18 protein-coding genes are annotated in these 16,697 nt (G+C 69.1%); 9 read left to right on the forward strand and 9 right to left on the reverse strand.

The features are described 5' to 3' along the window. The first annotated feature begins 50 nt into the window (after positions 1-50). On the forward strand, positions 51-1,541 hold the full coding sequence (locus AA0Y20_RS02420) for an ABC transporter permease (RefSeq protein WP_412937168.1): 1,491 nt from the start codon (positions 51-53) through the stop codon (positions 1,539-1,541). Positions 1,542-1,576: 35 nt separating this feature from the next. Beyond that, positions 1,577-2,287: an ABC transporter ATP-binding protein gene (locus AA0Y20_RS02425; RefSeq protein WP_412937170.1), complete on the forward strand. Its 711-nt coding sequence runs from the start codon at positions 1,577-1,579 to the stop codon at positions 2,285-2,287. 27 nt (positions 2,288-2,314) lie between these two features. On the opposite strand, the gene AA0Y20_RS02430 is transcribed toward AA0Y20_RS02425, so the two are convergent. Beyond that, complete coding sequence (locus AA0Y20_RS02430) at positions 2,315-2,506, reverse strand: hypothetical protein (protein ID WP_064955809.1); 192 nt, start codon at positions 2,504-2,506, stop codon at positions 2,315-2,317. 201 nt (positions 2,507-2,707) lie between these two features. Between AA0Y20_RS02430 and AA0Y20_RS02435 the strand changes: the two genes are divergently transcribed. Further along, the gene (locus AA0Y20_RS02435; RefSeq protein WP_412937172.1) at positions 2,708-2,917 is read left to right on the forward strand and encodes a YkvA family protein; all 210 of its coding nucleotides are present in this window, start codon (positions 2,708-2,710) and stop codon (positions 2,915-2,917) included. Positions 2,918-2,949: 32 nt separating this feature from the next. Here AA0Y20_RS02435 and AA0Y20_RS02440 read toward each other — a convergent pair whose 3' ends face one another. Further along, on the reverse strand, positions 2,950-3,978 hold the full coding sequence (locus AA0Y20_RS02440; RefSeq protein ID WP_412937174.1) for an AbaSI family restriction endonuclease: 1,029 nt from the start codon (positions 3,976-3,978) through the stop codon (positions 2,950-2,952). 352 nt (positions 3,979-4,330) lie between these two features. Further along, the gene (locus tag AA0Y20_RS02445) at positions 4,331-5,002 is read right to left on the reverse strand and encodes an NAD(P)-dependent oxidoreductase (protein ID WP_412937176.1); all 672 of its coding nucleotides are present in this window, start codon (positions 5,000-5,002) and stop codon (positions 4,331-4,333) included. A gap of 148 nt (positions 5,003-5,150) precedes the next feature. On the opposite strand from AA0Y20_RS02445, the gene AA0Y20_RS02450 reads away from it, so the two are divergent. Further along, on the forward strand, positions 5,151-5,486 hold the full coding sequence (locus AA0Y20_RS02450) for a winged helix-turn-helix transcriptional regulator (RefSeq protein ID WP_413331924.1): 336 nt from the start codon (positions 5,151-5,153) through the stop codon (positions 5,484-5,486). A 133-nt stretch (positions 5,487-5,619) separates the two neighbouring features. Here AA0Y20_RS02450 and AA0Y20_RS02455 read toward each other — a convergent pair whose 3' ends face one another. Beyond that, on the reverse strand, positions 5,620-6,294 hold the full coding sequence (locus AA0Y20_RS02455; RefSeq protein WP_412937180.1) for a DsbA family oxidoreductase: 675 nt from the start codon (positions 6,292-6,294) through the stop codon (positions 5,620-5,622). 102 nt (positions 6,295-6,396) lie between these two features. Next, on the reverse strand, positions 6,397-7,767 hold the full coding sequence (gene dnaB / locus AA0Y20_RS02460; protein ID WP_412939687.1) for a replicative DNA helicase: 1,371 nt from the start codon (positions 7,765-7,767) through the stop codon (positions 6,397-6,399). Positions 7,768-8,260: 493 nt separating this feature from the next. On the opposite strand from dnaB, the gene AA0Y20_RS02465 reads away from it, so the two are divergent. Then, on the forward strand, positions 8,261-9,337 hold the full coding sequence (locus AA0Y20_RS02465; RefSeq protein ID WP_412937181.1) for a hypothetical protein: 1,077 nt from the start codon (positions 8,261-8,263) through the stop codon (positions 9,335-9,337). Positions 9,338-9,417: 80 nt separating this feature from the next. Beyond that, entirely contained in the window at positions 9,418-11,325 is a 1,908-nt protein-coding gene (locus AA0Y20_RS02470) for a beta strand repeat-containing protein (RefSeq protein WP_412937182.1), read from the forward strand. A gap of 401 nt (positions 11,326-11,726) precedes the next feature. On the opposite strand, the gene rplI is transcribed toward AA0Y20_RS02470, so the two are convergent. From rplI to rpsF, 4 genes are read right to left on the reverse strand one after another with little or no spacing between them, the layout of a single operon-like run. Continuing rightward, entirely contained in the window at positions 11,727-12,179 is a 453-nt protein-coding gene (gene rplI, locus AA0Y20_RS02475; protein ID WP_412937183.1) for a 50S ribosomal protein L9, read from the reverse strand. Between the two features lie 11 nt (positions 12,180-12,190). Then, a complete protein-coding gene (gene rpsR / locus AA0Y20_RS02480) occupies positions 12,191-12,445 on the reverse strand; it encodes a 30S ribosomal protein S18 (RefSeq protein WP_023953545.1) in 255 nt (84 codons plus the stop codon). Positions 12,446-12,504: 59 nt separating this feature from the next. Next, complete coding sequence (locus AA0Y20_RS02485; RefSeq protein ID WP_023953543.1) at positions 12,505-13,035, reverse strand: single-stranded DNA-binding protein; 531 nt, start codon at positions 13,033-13,035, stop codon at positions 12,505-12,507. Between the two features lie 5 nt (positions 13,036-13,040). Then, positions 13,041-13,397 carry a 30S ribosomal protein S6 gene (rpsF, locus tag AA0Y20_RS02490; RefSeq protein ID WP_210007747.1) on the reverse strand — a complete coding sequence of 119 codons (357 nt, stop codon included), beginning with the start codon at positions 13,395-13,397 and terminating at the stop codon, positions 13,041-13,043. A 175-nt stretch (positions 13,398-13,572) separates the two neighbouring features. On the opposite strand from rpsF, the gene AA0Y20_RS02495 reads away from it, so the two are divergent. The 3 genes from AA0Y20_RS02495 to AA0Y20_RS02505 all read left to right on the forward strand — a co-directional run bounded on the left by AA0Y20_RS02495 (position 13,573) and on the right by AA0Y20_RS02505 (position 16,472). Then, on the forward strand, positions 13,573-14,559 hold the full coding sequence (locus AA0Y20_RS02495; RefSeq protein WP_412937185.1) for a hypothetical protein: 987 nt from the start codon (positions 13,573-13,575) through the stop codon (positions 14,557-14,559). Continuing rightward, positions 14,556-15,851, forward strand: a complete 1,296-nt coding sequence (locus tag AA0Y20_RS02500) for a hypothetical protein (protein WP_412937186.1) — start codon at positions 14,556-14,558, stop codon at positions 15,849-15,851. The genes AA0Y20_RS02495 and AA0Y20_RS02500 overlap by 4 nt, the downstream gene beginning before the upstream one ends. A 165-nt stretch (positions 15,852-16,016) precedes the next feature. Further along, complete coding sequence (locus AA0Y20_RS02505) at positions 16,017-16,472, forward strand: N-acetyltransferase family protein (RefSeq protein ID WP_412937188.1); 456 nt, start codon at positions 16,017-16,019, stop codon at positions 16,470-16,472. Positions 16,473-16,697: the final 225 nt, after the last annotated feature.

Here is a 16,697-nt window from a genome sequence, read left to right on the forward strand (position 1 = left end):
CCGCTTAGTTTCTCGTTCGTCGGCGCTCCGTGCGCCCCGAAGGAGAGCCCATGTACCTGACTTATCTGCGCCGGGAGCTGTCCGGCCGAAAGAAGCAGACCGCCATCGTCGCAGCCGGCCTCGCGATCGCGATCGCGCTGGTCATCATCGTCAACGCCCTCGCAGCAGGCGTGAAGGACGCTCAGTCGGCGGCCCTCGCAGGCGTGTACGGGGTCGGGACCGACCTGACCGTCTCCGGTTCCGAATCGCAACCGGGGCAGGGCGGCGGACCGAGCTTCGAGTTCGGCGGCGGTGACGCGCAGACCGACGAGGACGGGGCCACGAACCTGAGTCAGTCGAGGCTGATGACCGACTTCCGGCGCGGCACCCTCGACGGCAGCACGGTCGACGCCGTTGCGGGAACCGAGGGCGTCGCGGCGGCCGCCGGCGCGCTGAGCCTCACCAACACGAACTTCGACGGGGAGCTGCCGCAGGCTCCGAGCGACGGCGTTGCGGACGACGTTCAGGGCGACGGCGAAGCCTCGGCGCAGCAGCCCGTTCCCGGCGAGGGTCAGGGCGGGCCCGGCGGGGGCTTCGGCGGCGGCTCGTTCGACATCGATTCCTTCACCGTTCTCGGCGTATCCGCCGACTCATCGGGCATCGGCCCCCTGTCGGCCGTCGAGGTCACCGACGGCCGAGCCCTGGCAGCATCCGATGACGGCGAGACGCGGGCCCTCGTCGATGCCACCTACGCCACCAGCGAGAACCTGGCGGTCGGAGACACGATCGACGTGGGCGGCACGGGTGTCGAGATCGTGGGCGTCGTCGCATCCGCCACCGCCGATGCCGACACCGCGGCCGACGTGTACCTGCCTCTGACGACGGCGCAGGAGATCTCCGGTGCGGGGGATGTCGTCTCGACGGTCTACGTCCAAGCGGAGTCCGCGGACTCGATCGAGGCGGTGAAGACCGCATTGGAGTCCGAACTGCCGGACGCGACCGTCAATTCGCAGTCGGAGCTGGCTTCGAGCGTGTCGTCCTCCCTGTCGAGCGCCAGCGCCCTCATCTCCGGGCTCGGTACGTGGCTCTCGGTCATCCTGCTCGTCGTCGCCGTCGCCCTCGCGGTCCTCTTCACGATCTCCGGAGTCTCGCGTCGCACCCGGGAGATCGGGACGCTGAAGGCGATCGGATGGCCCAACCGTCGCGTCGTCGGACAGGTCGCCGGCGAGTCGCTCGTCCAGGGTGCGATCGGCGGTGTCATCGGCACCGTGGTGGGCCTCGTCGGCGCACTCCTCATCACCGCCATCGCGCCCACCATCTCCGTAGCCGCCGAATCGGCCCCCGCAGAGACGGCGGGCTTTCCGGGCGGAATGGGCGGCCCCGGGCCGATGTCGGAGCAGGCGACGGTCGCAGGAGACATCGTGCTGACGGCGCCGATCACTCCGTCGATCGTGCTGCTCGCGCTCGCGCTGGCCCTGGCTGGCGGCCTCGTCGCCGGGATCCTCGGCGGCTGGCGTGCCGCGCGACTCAGGCCCGCCGAGGCCCTGCGAGCTGTCGCATGAGCATCGACGACCCGCGTTCACCCGAAGGAGAGACCATGAACGACACCCCCATCACGACGCCGCCGCGGACCGCCGGCTACCGGATCGAGAACGTGACGAAGGAGTATTCCCGCGGCGGGCGCTCTGTCCGCGCTCTCGCCGGCGTGAACCTCGAGATCGAAGCAGGCGATTTCGTGACGATCCAGGGTCCGACGGGCGGAGGCAAGTCGACTCTGCTGCAACTGCTGGGAGCACTCGATCGCCCCACGAGCGGCACCGTGCAGCTCGGTGACGCCGACCTCGCATCGGCATCCGACCGCGCTCTCGGAGCCATCCGTGCTCGTGACATCGGCTTCGTCTTCCAGGGCTTCAACCTCATCCCGACACTGACCGCGGCGGAGAACGTCGACATGGGGCTCGAGCCTCTCGGCCTGCCGCGCGAGGAACGGCGGACGCGGGTGGCCGAAGCGCTCGCCCGCGTCGGCCTCGCGGAACGCGCCGACCACCTGCCCGGCGAGCTCTCCGGCGGTCAGCAGCAACGCGTGGCGATCGCGCGAGCCATCGCGAAGCGTCCGCGCGTCCTCCTGGCCGACGAGCCCACCGGCAACCTCGACGAATCGATGCGCGACGACATCCTTCGAGTGCTCGACTCGCTGCATGCTGAGGGCCTCACCCTGATCGTCGTCACGCACGATTCCGCCGTCGCCGCGCGCGCCGGCAGACGGCTACGGCTCGCGGCCGGCGTCGTCAGCGAGTCGCACCGGTAGCCACCGGCAGCACGCGCCGCGAATGCCTCAGCGCGTGCTGCCGTCGCTGCGCTCCTCACCACGGTGCTCGACGGCGGCGATCAGGAACGGGATGCCGACGGCCGCCGAGGTGACCAGCAGCCCTCCGGTGAAGACGAGGCCGGGGAACTCGGCGACGTTGAAAGCGGCACCCATCAGGTAGATGCCACCGAGGAACAGAACCAGGAACAGCACGAACATGCTGACGCCCTCCTTCTCGCAGGAACAATTAGCCTACTAAGGCTATGTGCACGAAGCGATCCTGACGGTCCGGCCTGCGCGCGCTCCGCGCCGCGATCGATGCGGTCGCCCTCGCCTACGACCGTTTCCTCGAGCGGGGCCTGCGAAGCATGGCCCGGGGAGGCAGATGGTGGGAGGGTGCACGCCCCGAGGCTGGGGCTCGTGAGCCGATGCCTGCTGTCGCCGATCGGCCTCGTCCCCGACGTCATCCCGGTCCTCGGCTACGCGGATGACGCGATCATCGTCGCAATCGCGCTCCGGTTCGCGGTGAGGCATGCGGGCATGGCCGCGATCGAGCAGCACTGGCCCGGGACCGACGCGGGGCTGCGCAGCCTGCTTTCACTCGTGGCTGCGAGGCCCGCTCCGCGTTGAGCTGACGCGGAGCGGACGGTGATGCCGACGGATCATCGCCCGACGATGGGAAAGCGGGTGTCGGAGCGCCGGTAGACGCGCACGTCACCGTCTATGGAGTGGGGCTGGAACAGACCGACGAAGCGGTAGCCGCTGCGGCCGGTCACGGGGTCCTTGACCTTGAGGAAGGTGATTCGCGGATGATCTGCCGCGGATCGTCCGGCCTTCGTCTTCTCCGCGTCGCTCCGTCGGTCGTGCTCCCGCAACTCCTGACCATCGGGAGAGAGGGTGTTGCCCCATGCGGCTCGGGCTCCCGAGACACGCACCTCGGAGGGGCACCAGAGCTTGACGTCCGACAGGTCGTTCGACGACCGCCGCGTCGCTGCCAGCGACCGCGGTGTGAAGTACCCGCGGGTGCGGTTGAGGTCCGCGGAGTAGCCGGCACCGAGCAGAACGTTGCAGATCTCGCCGATGGTCGAGAAGACGACGGCATCCTCCATCGCGAACTCGGTGCGCTCGCGGTAGAAGCGTTCCGGCTCGTCGCGGGCGTCCAGCTCGTTCCAGCTCACGAAATCGCTTCGCTCCCGCGCCTCTCGCGAAGCGGTCTCGATCTCTGCCACCTGCGTGTTGATGGCGGCTTCGAAGGTCTCGAGGGTGAGCGTGTGGACGGGCGCGGATTCCGCCGCGTCCTTGCCTGCCGCCTTCGGCGCCTCCGGAACCGGGACCCGCAGGATCCGACAGCCGGCGTCGGCGGAGATGGCGGAGATGGTGGCGAAGACGTCCGGATCGTCGACAGGGTCCAGAGCCGCCCGCACGTTGCTCTCGCGCAGGATGTCATCATCCTTCTGACGGAGGTGGTGAAGCTCATCGCATTCGACCGCGATGTTCAGCTGCGGAAAGTAGAGGTCGAGGTAGAACAGCCGCCCATCGCTCCCGCGAACCGTCTGCTGCGACACGGGCTTGATGTGCTCGCGGGTCTCTGACGAGAGCCGGTTCCACACCGCCCCGAGGACGTAGTTCTCGTAATCCTTGCGCTTGGTGCGCGACAGCGTCCGCGCGAGATACAGCAGACGATCGGTCATGACCGAGAGCGTATCGGCGCCCGGTGTGCAGCCCTCACGCGAATCCGGGGGGCGGCGTCACGAGTCGTCGCGGTCGTCTTCCTCGTGACCGATCGACTTCGCCTCGAGGAACGCGCACAGCTCGGCAGCGACGGTGGTCGCCGCTCGATCGTTCAGTCCATCCCCACCGCCACATCCGTGAAGCGCGAAAGATCGCCCTGGGACGCCACTGTCACATCGTCGGGCGCGGGTGTCCGGCGGCCGTCAAGGAGGAAACCGGCATCCGCATCGAGAACCGAGGCCGCAACGCCGTCGAGGGACCACGGAGACCGTCGGCGGTCGCGGCACGAACGTATCCGATCCTCCCTGCTGATCATGAGGCGCCGGCGGGGTCGTTCCAGATGATCGGCGCGCGATGGAGCCACGTGTCGTCCTCGATGGCGTCCACGAGGAAGCGCGCAACCTCGGATCGGCTGACTCGCGACCCGGGCTTCTCGCTCCCGGCCAACGCCGACCGAAGCGGTCCGCGCGGCGGCGCATCGGTCAGGGCGACGGATCGGGCCAGGATCCACTCCGCGTCTGACGCGCGGACCACGGCGTCGACGCCATGGTGGTCGTTGTAGCCGCGACGGATGCCGGACGCCATGATCATTGCCTTGAACATCGGGTTGAGGGTTCGCCACGAGTCACCGGCGCCGATGGTGGATGCGACGGCTATTCGCCGGATGCCGTTCTCTGCCATCACCGTGAGCGTGTCGCGCGTCGCATCCGTCATGAACGTCGGCGGGCTGACCGATCTGGCCCATGGGTTATCGCTCGCGCGAGAGTTGTTCAGCGCGCTGACGACCGCCTCGGCGCCGTCCGCCGCCCGCCGCAGGTCATCGATGTTCGCCGGCGTCCCGGCGATCAGCTCCACACCGGCGGGTGCGTTCAGCGCGAGGGGCTGCCGGACGAGCGCCCGCACGCGGTAGCCGCGATTGACTGCTTGCGTCAGGACATGGGTGCCCGTGCGGCCGCTACCGCCGAGGACGAGGAGGGTGGTCATTGTCGGGTCCTTTCAGTGTCACGCACGCGGAGTGTGGCAACATGTTTTACGGTATGCAGAGCGGAGGAGAGGAAAGAGCATGGCGTCAGCGAGGACGATCAGCGGCCCCTGTAGGGCCTGGCCGGCAGAGAGCTCGTTCATCCGAGAGGTGCTCGATCGCATCGGCGACAAGTGGTCGGTGCTGGTCGTGAGCACCCTGGGCGGCGAGCCGCTCCGCTACTCAGACCTGCACGCGAGCATCCCGGGCATATCCCAGCGCATGCTGACCGTCACGCTGAAGGCGCTCGAACGCGACGGACTCCTCACTCGGACGGCCTACCCCGAGGTGCCGCCTCGCGTGGAGTACGAGCTGACCGACCTGGGGCGGTCGCTGCTCGACGCCGTCATGGCGCTGGCCGGGTGGGCGGCAACCCACCACGAGGCTGTCGCCACCAGCCGCCGCGACCATGAGGCCAGCGGGGTCGGGCGAGCAAAGGCACGCTGAGCGCTGTTCTGAGACCACGGTGGTCACGGACTCACGTCCGTGGGAAGAGCGCACGCGTCACCGTCGGGATCGCACGCCGCGGCATCGGCGTCGCCCACGAACTGCAGCGCGGGCTTCTCGGTGTTGCCGCCGCTCATACTGCTTCCTCAGTCGTATCTCCGACGACGGAGTCGAGCACTCGGGCGTAGGCCTCGACGGACTGCGCACCCGAAGCGGCGAACCGGCGATCGAATACGGTGAACGGAACGCCCTGGATGCCGAGAGCACGGCCTTCCTCAGCATCCGCCCGCACCGCGTCGGCGTACTCGTCGCTCGATACCACCTCGCGGACACGCTCGGCCGACAGGCCCACCTCGTCCGCGATCCGAATGAGCACATCGGTGTCGAAGGGGTTGATCTCGCCCGCGAAGAAGCGATCCTGCACCCGCGAGAAGAACGCGAGCCCCGCGCCCGCCTCGTCGGCGTAATGCGCTACGCGATGGAAAGCGAACGTGTTCGCGTTCCAACGCTCGAGAGCGAAGGGCAGTCCCTCACGCTGGGCGAGAGCCCGAATCCGCTTCTCGGCCTGCATGACGACATCTGCGTTCCCGCCATGCGAGCGCATGAAGGCGCTCTCGATCGTCTCGGGTTCGCGCGGCGCGTCCGGGTTCAACTCGAAGGAGCGGAGCCTGATCCGGAACCGGTCGGCATCGGGCCGCGAGTTGATGGCACGCTGCAGTCGGTGCTTCCCGACGTAGCACCAAGGACAACCGAGGTCGGCCCAGACCTCGATGACGATCGGGGACGAGGTCTTTGTGTCATCGAACATGATTGATACCTCACTTATGGTTCGTAACCACATTGTGAGTGCTTTCGGTGGGCGCTACAAAAGGCACATCGACGTACGTTCGGGGTGCAGCATCCCGCTGCGTCAGTCCATCCCGACGGCCATATCCGTGAAGCGCGAGAAGTGGCCCTGGAACGCCACCGTCACCGTGTCGGTCGGTCCATTACGGTGCTTGGCGACGATCAGGTCGGCCTCGCCGGCACGGGGGCTGTCTTTCTCATACGCGGCCTCACGGTGAAGCAGGATGACGATGTCGGCGTCCTGCTCGATCGAGCCCGACTCACGCAGGTCGCTGATCGCCGGCTTCTTGTCGGCGCGCTGCTCGGCGCCACGGTTCAGCTGCGACAGCGCGATGACGGGAACCTGGAGCTCCTTCGCGAGCAGCTTGAGCGCACGCGAGAACTCCGAGACCTCCTGCTGACGCGATTCCACGCGCTTACCGCTGGTCATCAGCTGCAGGTAGTCGATCACGACCATCTTGAGGCCCACGCGCTGCTTGAGCCGGCGGCACTTCGCGCGGATCTCGACGAGCGTCATGTTGGGGCTGTCGTCGATGTAGAGGGGCGCGTCGTTGATGCGGCCACGCGTCGCGGCAACGGTGGTCCAGTCGCGTGAGTCGAGGGTTCCCTTGCGCATCGACTGCAGCGGCACGGCGCCCTCGGCACTCATCAGGCGCATCGCGATCTCGCTGCGCCCCATCTCGAGGGAGAAGAAGATCGTCGGCGAGTCGTTCTTGATCGCGGCGGCTCGAGCGAAGTCGAGCGCGAGTGTCGACTTACCCATGGCGGGACGCGCCGCGACGACGATCATCTGACCGGGATGCAGGCCGTTGGTCAGCTGGTCGAGCCCCGAGAAGCCGGTCGGGATGCCGGTCATCTGACCGTCGCGACCACGGGCGGCCTCGATGTCGTCGATGGCCGCGGTGACGGCGACCTCGAGGGGGACGTAGTCCTCGGCCTTCTCGGCACCGGTGACCGAGTAGATCTCGGCCTGCGCGTTGTTGACGAGGTCGACCGCGTCGCCCTGGCCGTTGTAGCCCATCTGCACGATGCGGGTGCCGGCCTCGACGAGGCGGCGCAGCAGTGCGCGTTCGTTGACGATCGTCGCGTAGTAGCCGGCGTTCGCCGCGGTCGGCACGATCGAGGTGAGGGTGTGCAGATAGTCGGCACCGCCGGCACGCTGCAGCTCACCGTTCTTGATGAGCTCATCCGTGACGGCCACGACGTCGGTCGGCTCACCGTGGGAGTACAGCGAGAGCAGCGCCTCGTAGATCAGCTCGTGCTTGGGGACGTAGAAGTCGGTCCCCCGCAGGGTCTCGATGACGTCGGCGACGGCATCCTTCGACAGCAGCATTCCACCGAGCGTGCTCTGCTCGGCGAGCATGTCGTGCGGTGGGGTGCGATCGGGTTCGCGCCGTCCACCGAGCCTGTCGTCAGAGATGTCCGCGATCGACATCCGCACCCCCGCATCCTGGCCTGTGACCGAGCCGGAGTACACGGTATGGAGGGCGTCCGACACCCGCAAACCGACCTGTGGATAACTCTGTGGACAGGATGCGGGAAACGCCGCGACGCTTGTGCAGAAGTCCTGTGGAAAACGCCCGGGGATACATGGAAACTTTCTTAGTAATGTCGTCCTGACCTGGGCTTTGAGTTTCCCCAACCTGTGGATGAAGATCGTGGTTGAAGTGTCACTTGAAGGTTGTTCATCTGGGGACTCACTTGTGTAAAACGACCGCCTTGTCAAGTCGGCGCCGTGTCCCGTGCGAACAACCCTCAGCGCGGGCTCAATACGAACTCAGCGGGCCCCTAGACAGGCGCGCGGGACAGGAGTATGTTTCTTCGCCAAGCAGTACCCGATGGCACGGGTTCTCCCGTGCGAACGATGACGACGCTCTTGGGGGAGGTGATCGCTCGTCATGGCCCAGCACCGCCGCAGACCGCGTTGGGTGCCGATTCTCGGCACCGGCGTCGGGCTCGCCTTCGCCTGGACGGCGCTCTCCCTCGCGTTCGCGCCCGCGACCTACGCGGCCGACGACGAGCCGGGACCGCTGCAGGGCATCGTCTCCGCCGTGACCGACCCGGTCGATCGGGCAGTGGACGAGGTCGTCGCTCCGGTGCTCGACACGGTCGTCCAGCCTGTGGCCCGCGTCGCGGAGCCCGTCGTGCAGGCGGTCGCTCCCGCCGTGCAGACCGCGCCCCCCGTGGTCGCACCGATCGTCGAACCCGTCGTTCGCGACGTGGTCGAGCCCGTCGCCCAGAACGTCGCTGCGGTGGTTCAGCCGGTCGCGGATGTGGTCGAGCCCATCGCCGAGACCGTGGCTCCCGTCGTCGCGACGGTGTCCGATATCGCGGCTCCCGTCACCGAAGCTGTCGCGCCGGCGCTCGGCTCGCTGACGCCGGTGACCGACGTGGTCGGCGGATCGCTCGACCCCGTCCTCGGCATCGTCGACGGAGCCTTGTCGCCCGTCGTCTCGGCGATCACGCCGATCTCCGATGCACTCGCTCCCGTCACCGGCGCGCTGTCTCCGGTCATCATCCCGATCACGGATGCCGTCCTGCCGGGTGGCTCGCAGCCGGGGCTTCCGCTCATTCCCGGCATCGGCGCCGGGACCGAGCCGGGCACCCCGACGAACTCGCCGCTCGAGGCGGTCGCCTCCGTTGCGGCCGGGCTTCTGCGTGATGCGGCCCTGTCGACCCCGGTCGGAGATCCGTCGGGACTTCTCGGTGCGATGGCTGCGTCGGCGAACGCCCTCGCGCCCGCGTCCGGCGTCGTCTCGGCCGCCACCGGCGCGGCATCCGACATCGTGGGGCACGTCGTCACACTCGGCTTCGCGACGCCCGGCCTGCCCGCCAACGTCCCCGGCTCGGCCTCTGCCGGCGGGGCCGCCGCCGCGGGCGGCATCGCCGCAGCTCTCTTCGCGTTCGTCGCCGCAGCCGGTCTGACGGCCAGCCGCCGCGGGCGCCTCACGAACTCGACGGGACCGATCTCGCCCGTCTACCCCACCGACGTCTCTCCTGACTGACGAACGGCCGGCCGCATTCACGCGGCACGACCACCGGCGCTACGCGCCATCCATTCGTCATTCTCAAGGAGAGAACAATCATGAACACCATCGTCTCGCGTGCCGTCTGGGGCACGCTCCTCGCCGGGGGGATCACGATCCTCGGCGCGTCGGTCGCCTACGCGGCCGACACCTCGGGAGAGGACGGGCTGCTCTCGGGCACCCAAGGCATCATCTCGGTGGACGCCCCGATCACGGTGAGCGGAACCTCCATCGCCGTCGTCGGTGACGCGGACAGCTCCACGGCTGGTTCGAGCGCACCGGAGTCGGCACCGGCGCCGAGCGGCTCGACGAGCGGCTCGGATGGCGTCGGGTCGGGGTCGCAGGCGCTCATCAGCGTCTCCGTGCCCGTGACCGTCGAAGGCACCTCGGTCTCCGTCATCGGCGACAGCACGTCGTCGACCGACAGCGGCAAGGGATCGGCCGAATCGGCTCCTGCGCCGGAGCAGCCCGCCCCGGCACCGGCCGCCGAAACGGACGGATCGGATGGCGTCGCCTCGGGCACCCAGGTCGTCGCGCCGGTGACGGCACCGATCGACCTCTCTGGCACCGCCGTCTCGGTCATCGGAGACGCCACCACCGACACCACCACCGGTAACGCCGGCGGCACCACGGGCACCACACCCGAGGCAACCACCGATGGCACTGATGGGATCCTCGGCGGCACCCAGGTGCTCGCACCCGTGACGGCACCGATCGACCTCACCGGCACCGCCATCTCGGTCATCGGAGACGCCACCAGCGACACCACCGCCGGTGGCAACGGCGGTAACGGCGGCGGCACCACGGGCACCACGCCCGAGGCAAGCACCGACGGCAACAACGGCATCCTCGGCGGCACCCAGGTCGTCGCACCCGTGACAGCACCGATCGACCTGACCGGCACCGCCATCTCGGTCATCGGAGACGCCACCAGCGACACCACCACCGCTGGCAACGGTAACGGCACCACGGGCACCGCGCCCGAGGCAACCACCGACGGCACCGACGGGATCCTCGGCGGCACCCAGGTGCTCGCACCCGTGACGGCACCGATCGACCTCACCGGCACCGCCGTCTCGGTCATCGGAGACGCCACCAGCGACACCACCACCACCGGCAACGGTAACGGCACCACGGGCACCGCGCCCGAGGCAACCACCGACGGCACCGACGGGATCCTCGGCGGCACCCAGGTGCTCGCACCCGTGACGGCACCGATCGACCTCACCGGCACCGCCATCTCCGTCATCGGAGACGCCACCACCGACACCACCACCGGTGGCAACAACGGCGGTAACGGCACCACGGGCACCACGCCCGAGGCAACCACCGACGGCACCGACAGCCTCCTCGGCGGCACCCAGGTCGTCGCACCGGTCACCGCACCGATCGACCTCACCGGCACCGCCATCTCGGTCATCGGAGACGCCACCACCGACACCACCACCGGCAACGGCGGCACCACGGGCACCGCGCCCGGCGCGTCGACCAGCGGCTCGGACAGCATCCTCGGCGGCACCCAGCTGGTGCTCCCGATCACTGCCCCGATCTCGCTGACCGGCACCGCGATCTCTGTGATCGGCGACTCGACCACCGAGGTCGTCACCCCGGCAGGACCCGGCACCGACCCCGGAACCGACCCGGGTACTGACCCCGGCACCGACCCCGGCACCGACCCGGGAACCGACCCCGGCACCGACCCCGGCACCGACCCGGGAACCGACCCCGGCACCGACCCGGGAACGACCCCCGGCACCGGTGACAACGGCGGAACCCCGGCGGGTTCGACAACGTCGAGCGTGAACGGCACGGCCGTGGTCGGCACGTCGGCTTCGGCATCGTCGGCACGGCCGCTGGTGCTCGCCAAGACCGGTGGCGAGACCCCGGTTGCCCTCGGAATCGGAGCGCTCGCGCTCACGCTGATGGGCCTCGTGCTCGTCGCGCTGCGCCGCCGCGCGACCGTCTGATCCCGGCAGCCCGATATCCGGAAACAGCGGATGCCGCGGGCCTCGGCCTGCGGCATCCGCTCCGGCGCGCCTTCGGGGCGCATCGGTAAACCGGCTTCGCGGCGCGCCGGGATGCAATAGATCACCACCGACACCCCGCCCCTCGGCATCCACCGCCGGGGTGTCACCTCAGAACCCTTGCATCCGCGCCCACGGCACACATGCACCCACCGGCACCGCGCCGCACCGGGATGCAATAGATCACCACCGACACCCCGCCCCTCGGCACCCACCGCCGGGGTGTCAGGTCAGAACCCTTGCATCCGCGCCCGCGGCACGCACGCGCGAACACCGACACACACCCAGAAACGACGGATGCCGCGAACCCAAAGGTCCGCGGCATCCGTACGGTGCGCCAGGTATTACTTGGCGGCGACCACCTGCAGGGTGATCACAGCAGTGAGGTCGTCACGGAGGCGAATCGTCGCCTCGTGCTCGCCCACGGCCTTGATCGGCGAGGTGATGTGGATCTTGCGCTTGTCGAGGTCGCCCAGACCGGCAGCCTTGACGGCGTCGGCCACGTCGGCGGGCTTGACGGCACCGAACAGACGGCCTTCAGCGCCGGCCTTGACCGACAGCTTGACCTTGTTCGACTCGAGGTTGTTCTTGAGGGCCACGGCCTCTTCGTGGTCGTGGATCGCGCGGGCTTCGCGGGCGGCGCGGATGGACGCCACCTGCTTCTCGCCACCGCGGGTCCAGGCCACGGCGTAGCCCTGGGGGACGAGGTAGTTACGGGCGTACCCGTTCTTGACCTCGATGACGTCACCGGCGCTTCCGAGCCCGGCGACCTCGTTCGTGAGAATCAGCTTTGCCATGTCGGTGCTCCTTACCGGCCAGCGCCGGCGTAAGGCAGGAGCGCCATTTCGCGCGCGTTCTTGATCGCCTTGGCGATCAGACGCTGCTCCTGCACCGAGACACCGGTGATACGACGGGCGCGGATCTTCCCACGCTCCGAGATGAACTTGCGGAGCGTCGAAACGTCCTTGTAGTCGATGACGCCGACGCGGATCGCCTTCGCGGGGGCCGCGTTCTTCGCGCCCTTCCGCGGCTTGCGGCGGTCGCCGGTTGCCTTTCCAGCCATTGTTTTTCCTTACGAGAGTGATGATCGGATGCCGCTGCGAGCAGCATCCGGAATCCGATTCAGAACGGGGTGTCGTCGCCGTAGGAGGCGCCGCTGGTACCCGGTGCGCTCCACGCGTCGGGAGCCGAAGAACCCGGGGTCGCCCACGGCTCCTCCTGCACCTGCTGCTGCGGGCGCGACTGCTGACCGCCGCCGAAGCTTCCGCCGCCACCACCACCGGAGCCGGATGCGGCGCGCGTGACCTGAGCGGTCGCATAGCGCAGCGAGGGGCCGATCTCGTCGACCTCCAGCTCGATAGCGGTGCGGTTCTGGCCTTCACGGTCCTGGTAGGAGCGCTGACGCAGGCGGCCGGTCGCGACGACCCGCATGCCCTTGGTCAGCGAACCCGCCACGTGCTCGGCGAAGTCGCGCCACACGGACGCACGGAGGAACAGCGCTTCGCCGTCCTTCCACTCGTTCGCCTGGCGGTCGAAGGTGCGAGGAGTCGAGGCGATCGTGAAGTTCGCCACCGGCAGGCCGTTCTGCGTGTAACGCAGCTCGGGGTCTGCCGTGAGGTTGCCCACGACGGTGATGACGGTCTCGCCGGCCATGAGCCTTACGCCTTCGCAGCCTTAGCGGGGGCAGCAGCCTTGCGGGCGGCCTTCGCCTCGGAGCGCGCCTTCTCGGCGGCAACCTGTGCGATGGCCTCCTCGGCGCGCAGGACCTTGGTGCGCATGATCGACTCGCTCAGCTTCAGCTGGCGGTCGAGCTCCTGCGTGGTCTCGCTCGTCGCGGTGAAGTTGACGACGGCGTAGATGCCCTCGTTCTTCTTCTGGATCTCGTACGCCAGACGGCGACGACCCCAGATGTCGACATTCTCGATGGTTCCGCCGTCATTCGTGATGACCTTGAGGAACTTGTCAAGGTTGGGAGCAACCTGACGCTCATCGATCTCGGGCTGGAGAATCACCATGAGCTCGTACTGGTACGTGTGCGTCACTGACCCACCTCCTTCGGACTAGAACGGCTCCCGGGCGTTTCCCGGAAGCAGGAGGGTGTGTAGCACGTGCCCGACCGAGGTCGGACAACCACAACAGCTTACCTGATCGCGAGTGATCCCGCCGACCGGTCCCCGGTAGCGTGGGCGCATGGAGTGGATCGCGGACGTCTCGACCGGCGAATGGCTGCGCGAGCGCATCGACGATCCGTGGCGGGGGACGTTCCACGACGTCGTGCCGCGAGGCTTCGAGGCGTACGCGCGGGTGCTGCACCCGGCATCCGTCCAGTCGCGCGCGAGCGGCGAGCGTCTCCCCCCGTTCGACGAATGGGTCGAGATGCCGTGGCAGGAGTCGCAGCGGGTCACCGCAGACCTCGTCACCGATCCCGCCACGTGGGCCGAGACCGCCGACGCGTTCGGGACGACGCTGCACCCGCTGGCGCAGTGGGATTCGATCGTGCGCTCGCCCGAGTTCGGCTCGAACCAGCGCAGCGCGCCCGACGGCCGGTGGTTCGCCGCGCCCGGGATGGGCGATCTCGACCCGCACCACCTGGCGGTTCTCGCGCGTGAGCTGATCAGGCACACGTCGACACCGGATGACGTGGCCGCGGGCCTCTGGGAAGGCCGCGGCGGCCTGCTCGGCCGCATGGGACGGCATCCCTCACGCACGGTCTTCCAGATCGGCGACCCCGACGATGCCACCCTGGCCCGCCACAACCGCATGCTCGGGTCGTCGTTCTCGGACCGCTTCAACAGCGTCTTCCGCAAGCCCGCCTGGCAAGACGGCATCCTGTCGCGCGAGATCTCGGAAGGGCCGCGGCTGAGACTGCCGGAGCGCTCCTTCGTCGTCTTCCGCGGCGCTGTCGGCGAGTTCGCGGACGACGACTGGGAGCTGCGGATGCCGTGGCGCGACCTCGCCGCCGAGGCGATGGGAGCCGTGCCGACGTCGCAGAGCCCGAGCCTGCTCTGGCCCGCGGACCGCGCGTGGGTCATGGTCTCGGAAGTCGACTTCGACTCGACGGTCGTCGGGGGCTCGCGCGAGCTCGTGAACGCGATCTGCCGCTCTCCGGAGCTCGAAGCCCTGCCCCTGCCGGCCGACGCATCCCTGTCCTGGGGCGCAGACGAGGTGAATCGATGACCGTGCCGTTCGACCCGCGGCCCCTGCTCGAGCCGGTCTCCCCGGCTACCGCGCGGGCCTTCCGCAAGCACCTGGCCGACAGCGGCCGGCTTCCGGGCGGTTCGGGCACCGCCGGCGTGGTCATCGCGATCGTCGTCATCGCCTTCGTCGTGCTCGTGTTCGGCGGCGTCCTGTCGGCCATCGTCGGCGGGCTGGTGTTCGCCATCGGGACGCAGTCGGGCTCGGGTGCGGTGTTGTCGTTGACGAGCGTCATCCCCCTCGTCATCCTCATCGCGCTCGCGGCGCTCATCCCGTTCTTCATCCGTCGACAGCGCGCAGCGCAAGCCGCGGTCTGGTACCGGCTCGACCGGTTCGCGCGGGCCAACGGCATGAGCTTCGAGCCGCAGCGCCCCCAGCCCCCGCTGCCGGGCATGATCTTCTCGCAGGGGTCGGGGCGGATGGCATCCAACCTCGTCCGCGGCGACCAGCCGCGTTTCGTGGAGTTCGCGAACTACCGCTACACGACCGGGTCGGGCAAGAACCAGCAGACGCACACGTGGGGCTACGTCGCCGTGCACCTGTCGACGCCGCTGCCCCACATCGTGCTCGACGCCCTCGGCAACAACGGACTGTTCGGCTCGAACCTGCCGGTCGCATTCGACCGCGACCAGCACCTGAGCCTCGAGGGCGACTTCGACAAGTACTTCCGGCTGTACTGCCCGCGCGGGTACGAGCGCGACGCGCTGTACCTCTTCACGCCCGACATCATGGCGCGCTTCGTCGACAACGCTGCTGCACTGGATGTCGAGATCGTCGACGACTGGCTCTTCTTCTACGGCAAGCGCGACTTCTCGACCCTCGACCCGGCGACGTGGTCGTGGCTGTTCGGCGCGGTGGCCGCGATGATCGACAAGTTCGCGCAGTGGGAGCGCTGGCGCGACGACCGGCTCGCGGCGCCGGCAGCACCCGTTCCGGGTGCGCCGGCCGGGCCTGCGGGGCCGGCCGGGGGTGCGGGGCCGGTCGGGGCTGCGGGGCCGGTCGGGGCTGCGGGGTCGGGGGCGTCGGTGGCCGGCGGACCCGGAGTCGGCGGACCCGGAATGGCTGCGCCTGGCTCGGCCGGCGCGGCATCCGCCCTGCCCGTCACTCCGCCTTCGGGGCTGCTGCGCCCGCCGCCCGGTGTCGCCGCACCGGGCCAGCGCCTGAAGAAGAGCGTTCCGTGGATGGCCGTGGTCGTGGTGCTGGTGATCGTCACGGTCGGCGCCATCGGTCCGGTCATCGCCTTCATCGGCGGGATCTTCGCCGCCACTCGCTGACCGGTGGGCGCGTGCAAGCGTGCGCGCGTGCCGCGAACAGGCTGAGCGGCCGTATCCGCCGCCCCGGTCGCCCTCCGACGACATCAAGCCTGTCCGCGGCACCGCGGCGCGAATGAGGCAGGCAGCGGGCACTGGCGAGAAGGTCCGGGGCCGTAGCCTGAGCGGATGACGCTGGAGATCAGACGAGTCACCGCTGCCGATGAAGCGAAGTGGTCGGCGCTGTACGCCGGCTACCGAGCCTTCTACCTGCTCGAGGATGATGCGTCGGCCGTGAGTCGCACGTGGGAGTGGGTGTCACAGGGACAGCACGGTCTCGCCGGCCTGGTCGCGATCCTCGATGGTGCCATCGTCGGACTCGCCAACCTCCGTCGATTCGCGAGACCGTCCTCCGCGACGATCGGCCTGTACCTCGACGATCTGTTCACCGCGCCCGAGGCGCGCGGTGCCGGCGTCGCGACGGCACTCCTGCGCGAGGCCGCAGCCGTCGCCGACGCCGAGGGCGCCAGCGTGGTCCGCTGGATCACCGCGGCCGACAACGCCGCCGCGCGACGCGTCTACGACAGCGTGGCCAGCGCCACGGCGTGGGTCACGTACGACATGAAGCCCTCGGCCGGCGGCTGAAGGCCATGCGGGGGCGTATGCCCCTCCGCCGACAGGCTGAGCTGCTCGATCCGAGCCCGGCCGGCCACGATCAGGGCGCACAGCCTGTTGACGGCACACAGCCCGCACCCGAGCGGCCCGCAGACAGCCGACACACAGCCCGCATACGAGCCGGGCGAGACGAGCCGGCGAAATGCGCCGCGCGGTGCCGCAAACAGGCTGAACCGCAGCTTTCGACACACCCAG

Source organism: Microbacterium pratiae (genome assembly GCF_047302165.1).
In the GTDB taxonomy this organism is placed as follows: Bacteria; Actinomycetota; Actinomycetes; order Actinomycetales; family Microbacteriaceae; genus Microbacterium.

Coding starts and splice junctions, on each gene's coding strand:
- AA0Y20_RS02495 (WP_412937185.1), top strand. CDS start 13,573: ATGGAGTGGATCGCGGACGTCTCGACCGGCGAATGGCTGCGCGAGCGC.
- AA0Y20_RS02470 (WP_412937182.1), top strand. CDS start 9,418: ATGAACACCATCGTCTCGCGTGCCGTCTGGGGCACGCTCCTCGCCGGG.
- dnaB (WP_412939687.1), bottom strand. CDS start 7,767: ATGTCGATCGCGGACATCTCTGACGACAGGCTCGGTGGACGGCGCGAA.
- AA0Y20_RS02455 (WP_412937180.1), bottom strand. CDS start 6,294: ATGTTCGATGACACAAAGACCTCGTCCCCGATCGTCATCGAGGTCTGG.
- AA0Y20_RS02440 (WP_412937174.1), bottom strand. CDS start 3,978: ATGACCGATCGTCTGCTGTATCTCGCGCGGACGCTGTCGCGCACCAAG.
- AA0Y20_RS02445 (WP_412937176.1), bottom strand. CDS start 5,002: ATGACCACCCTCCTCGTCCTCGGCGGTAGCGGCCGCACGGGCACCCAT.
- AA0Y20_RS02420 (WP_412937168.1), top strand. CDS start 51: ATGTACCTGACTTATCTGCGCCGGGAGCTGTCCGGCCGAAAGAAGCAG.
- AA0Y20_RS02505 (WP_412937188.1), top strand. CDS start 16,017: ATGACGCTGGAGATCAGACGAGTCACCGCTGCCGATGAAGCGAAGTGG.
- AA0Y20_RS02500 (WP_412937186.1), top strand. CDS start 14,556: ATGACCGTGCCGTTCGACCCGCGGCCCCTGCTCGAGCCGGTCTCCCCG.
- AA0Y20_RS02485 (WP_023953543.1), bottom strand. CDS start 13,035: ATGGCCGGCGAGACCGTCATCACCGTCGTGGGCAACCTCACGGCAGAC.
- AA0Y20_RS02430 (WP_064955809.1), bottom strand. CDS start 2,506: ATGTTCGTGCTGTTCCTGGTTCTGTTCCTCGGTGGCATCTACCTGATG.
- rpsR (WP_023953545.1), bottom strand. CDS start 12,445: ATGGCTGGAAAGGCAACCGGCGACCGCCGCAAGCCGCGGAAGGGCGCG.
- rpsF (WP_210007747.1), bottom strand. CDS start 13,397: ATGGTGATTCTCCAGCCCGAGATCGATGAGCGTCAGGTTGCTCCCAAC.
- AA0Y20_RS02425 (WP_412937170.1), top strand. CDS start 1,577: ATGAACGACACCCCCATCACGACGCCGCCGCGGACCGCCGGCTACCGG.
- rplI (WP_412937183.1), bottom strand. CDS start 12,179: ATGGCAAAGCTGATTCTCACGAACGAGGTCGCCGGGCTCGGAAGCGCC.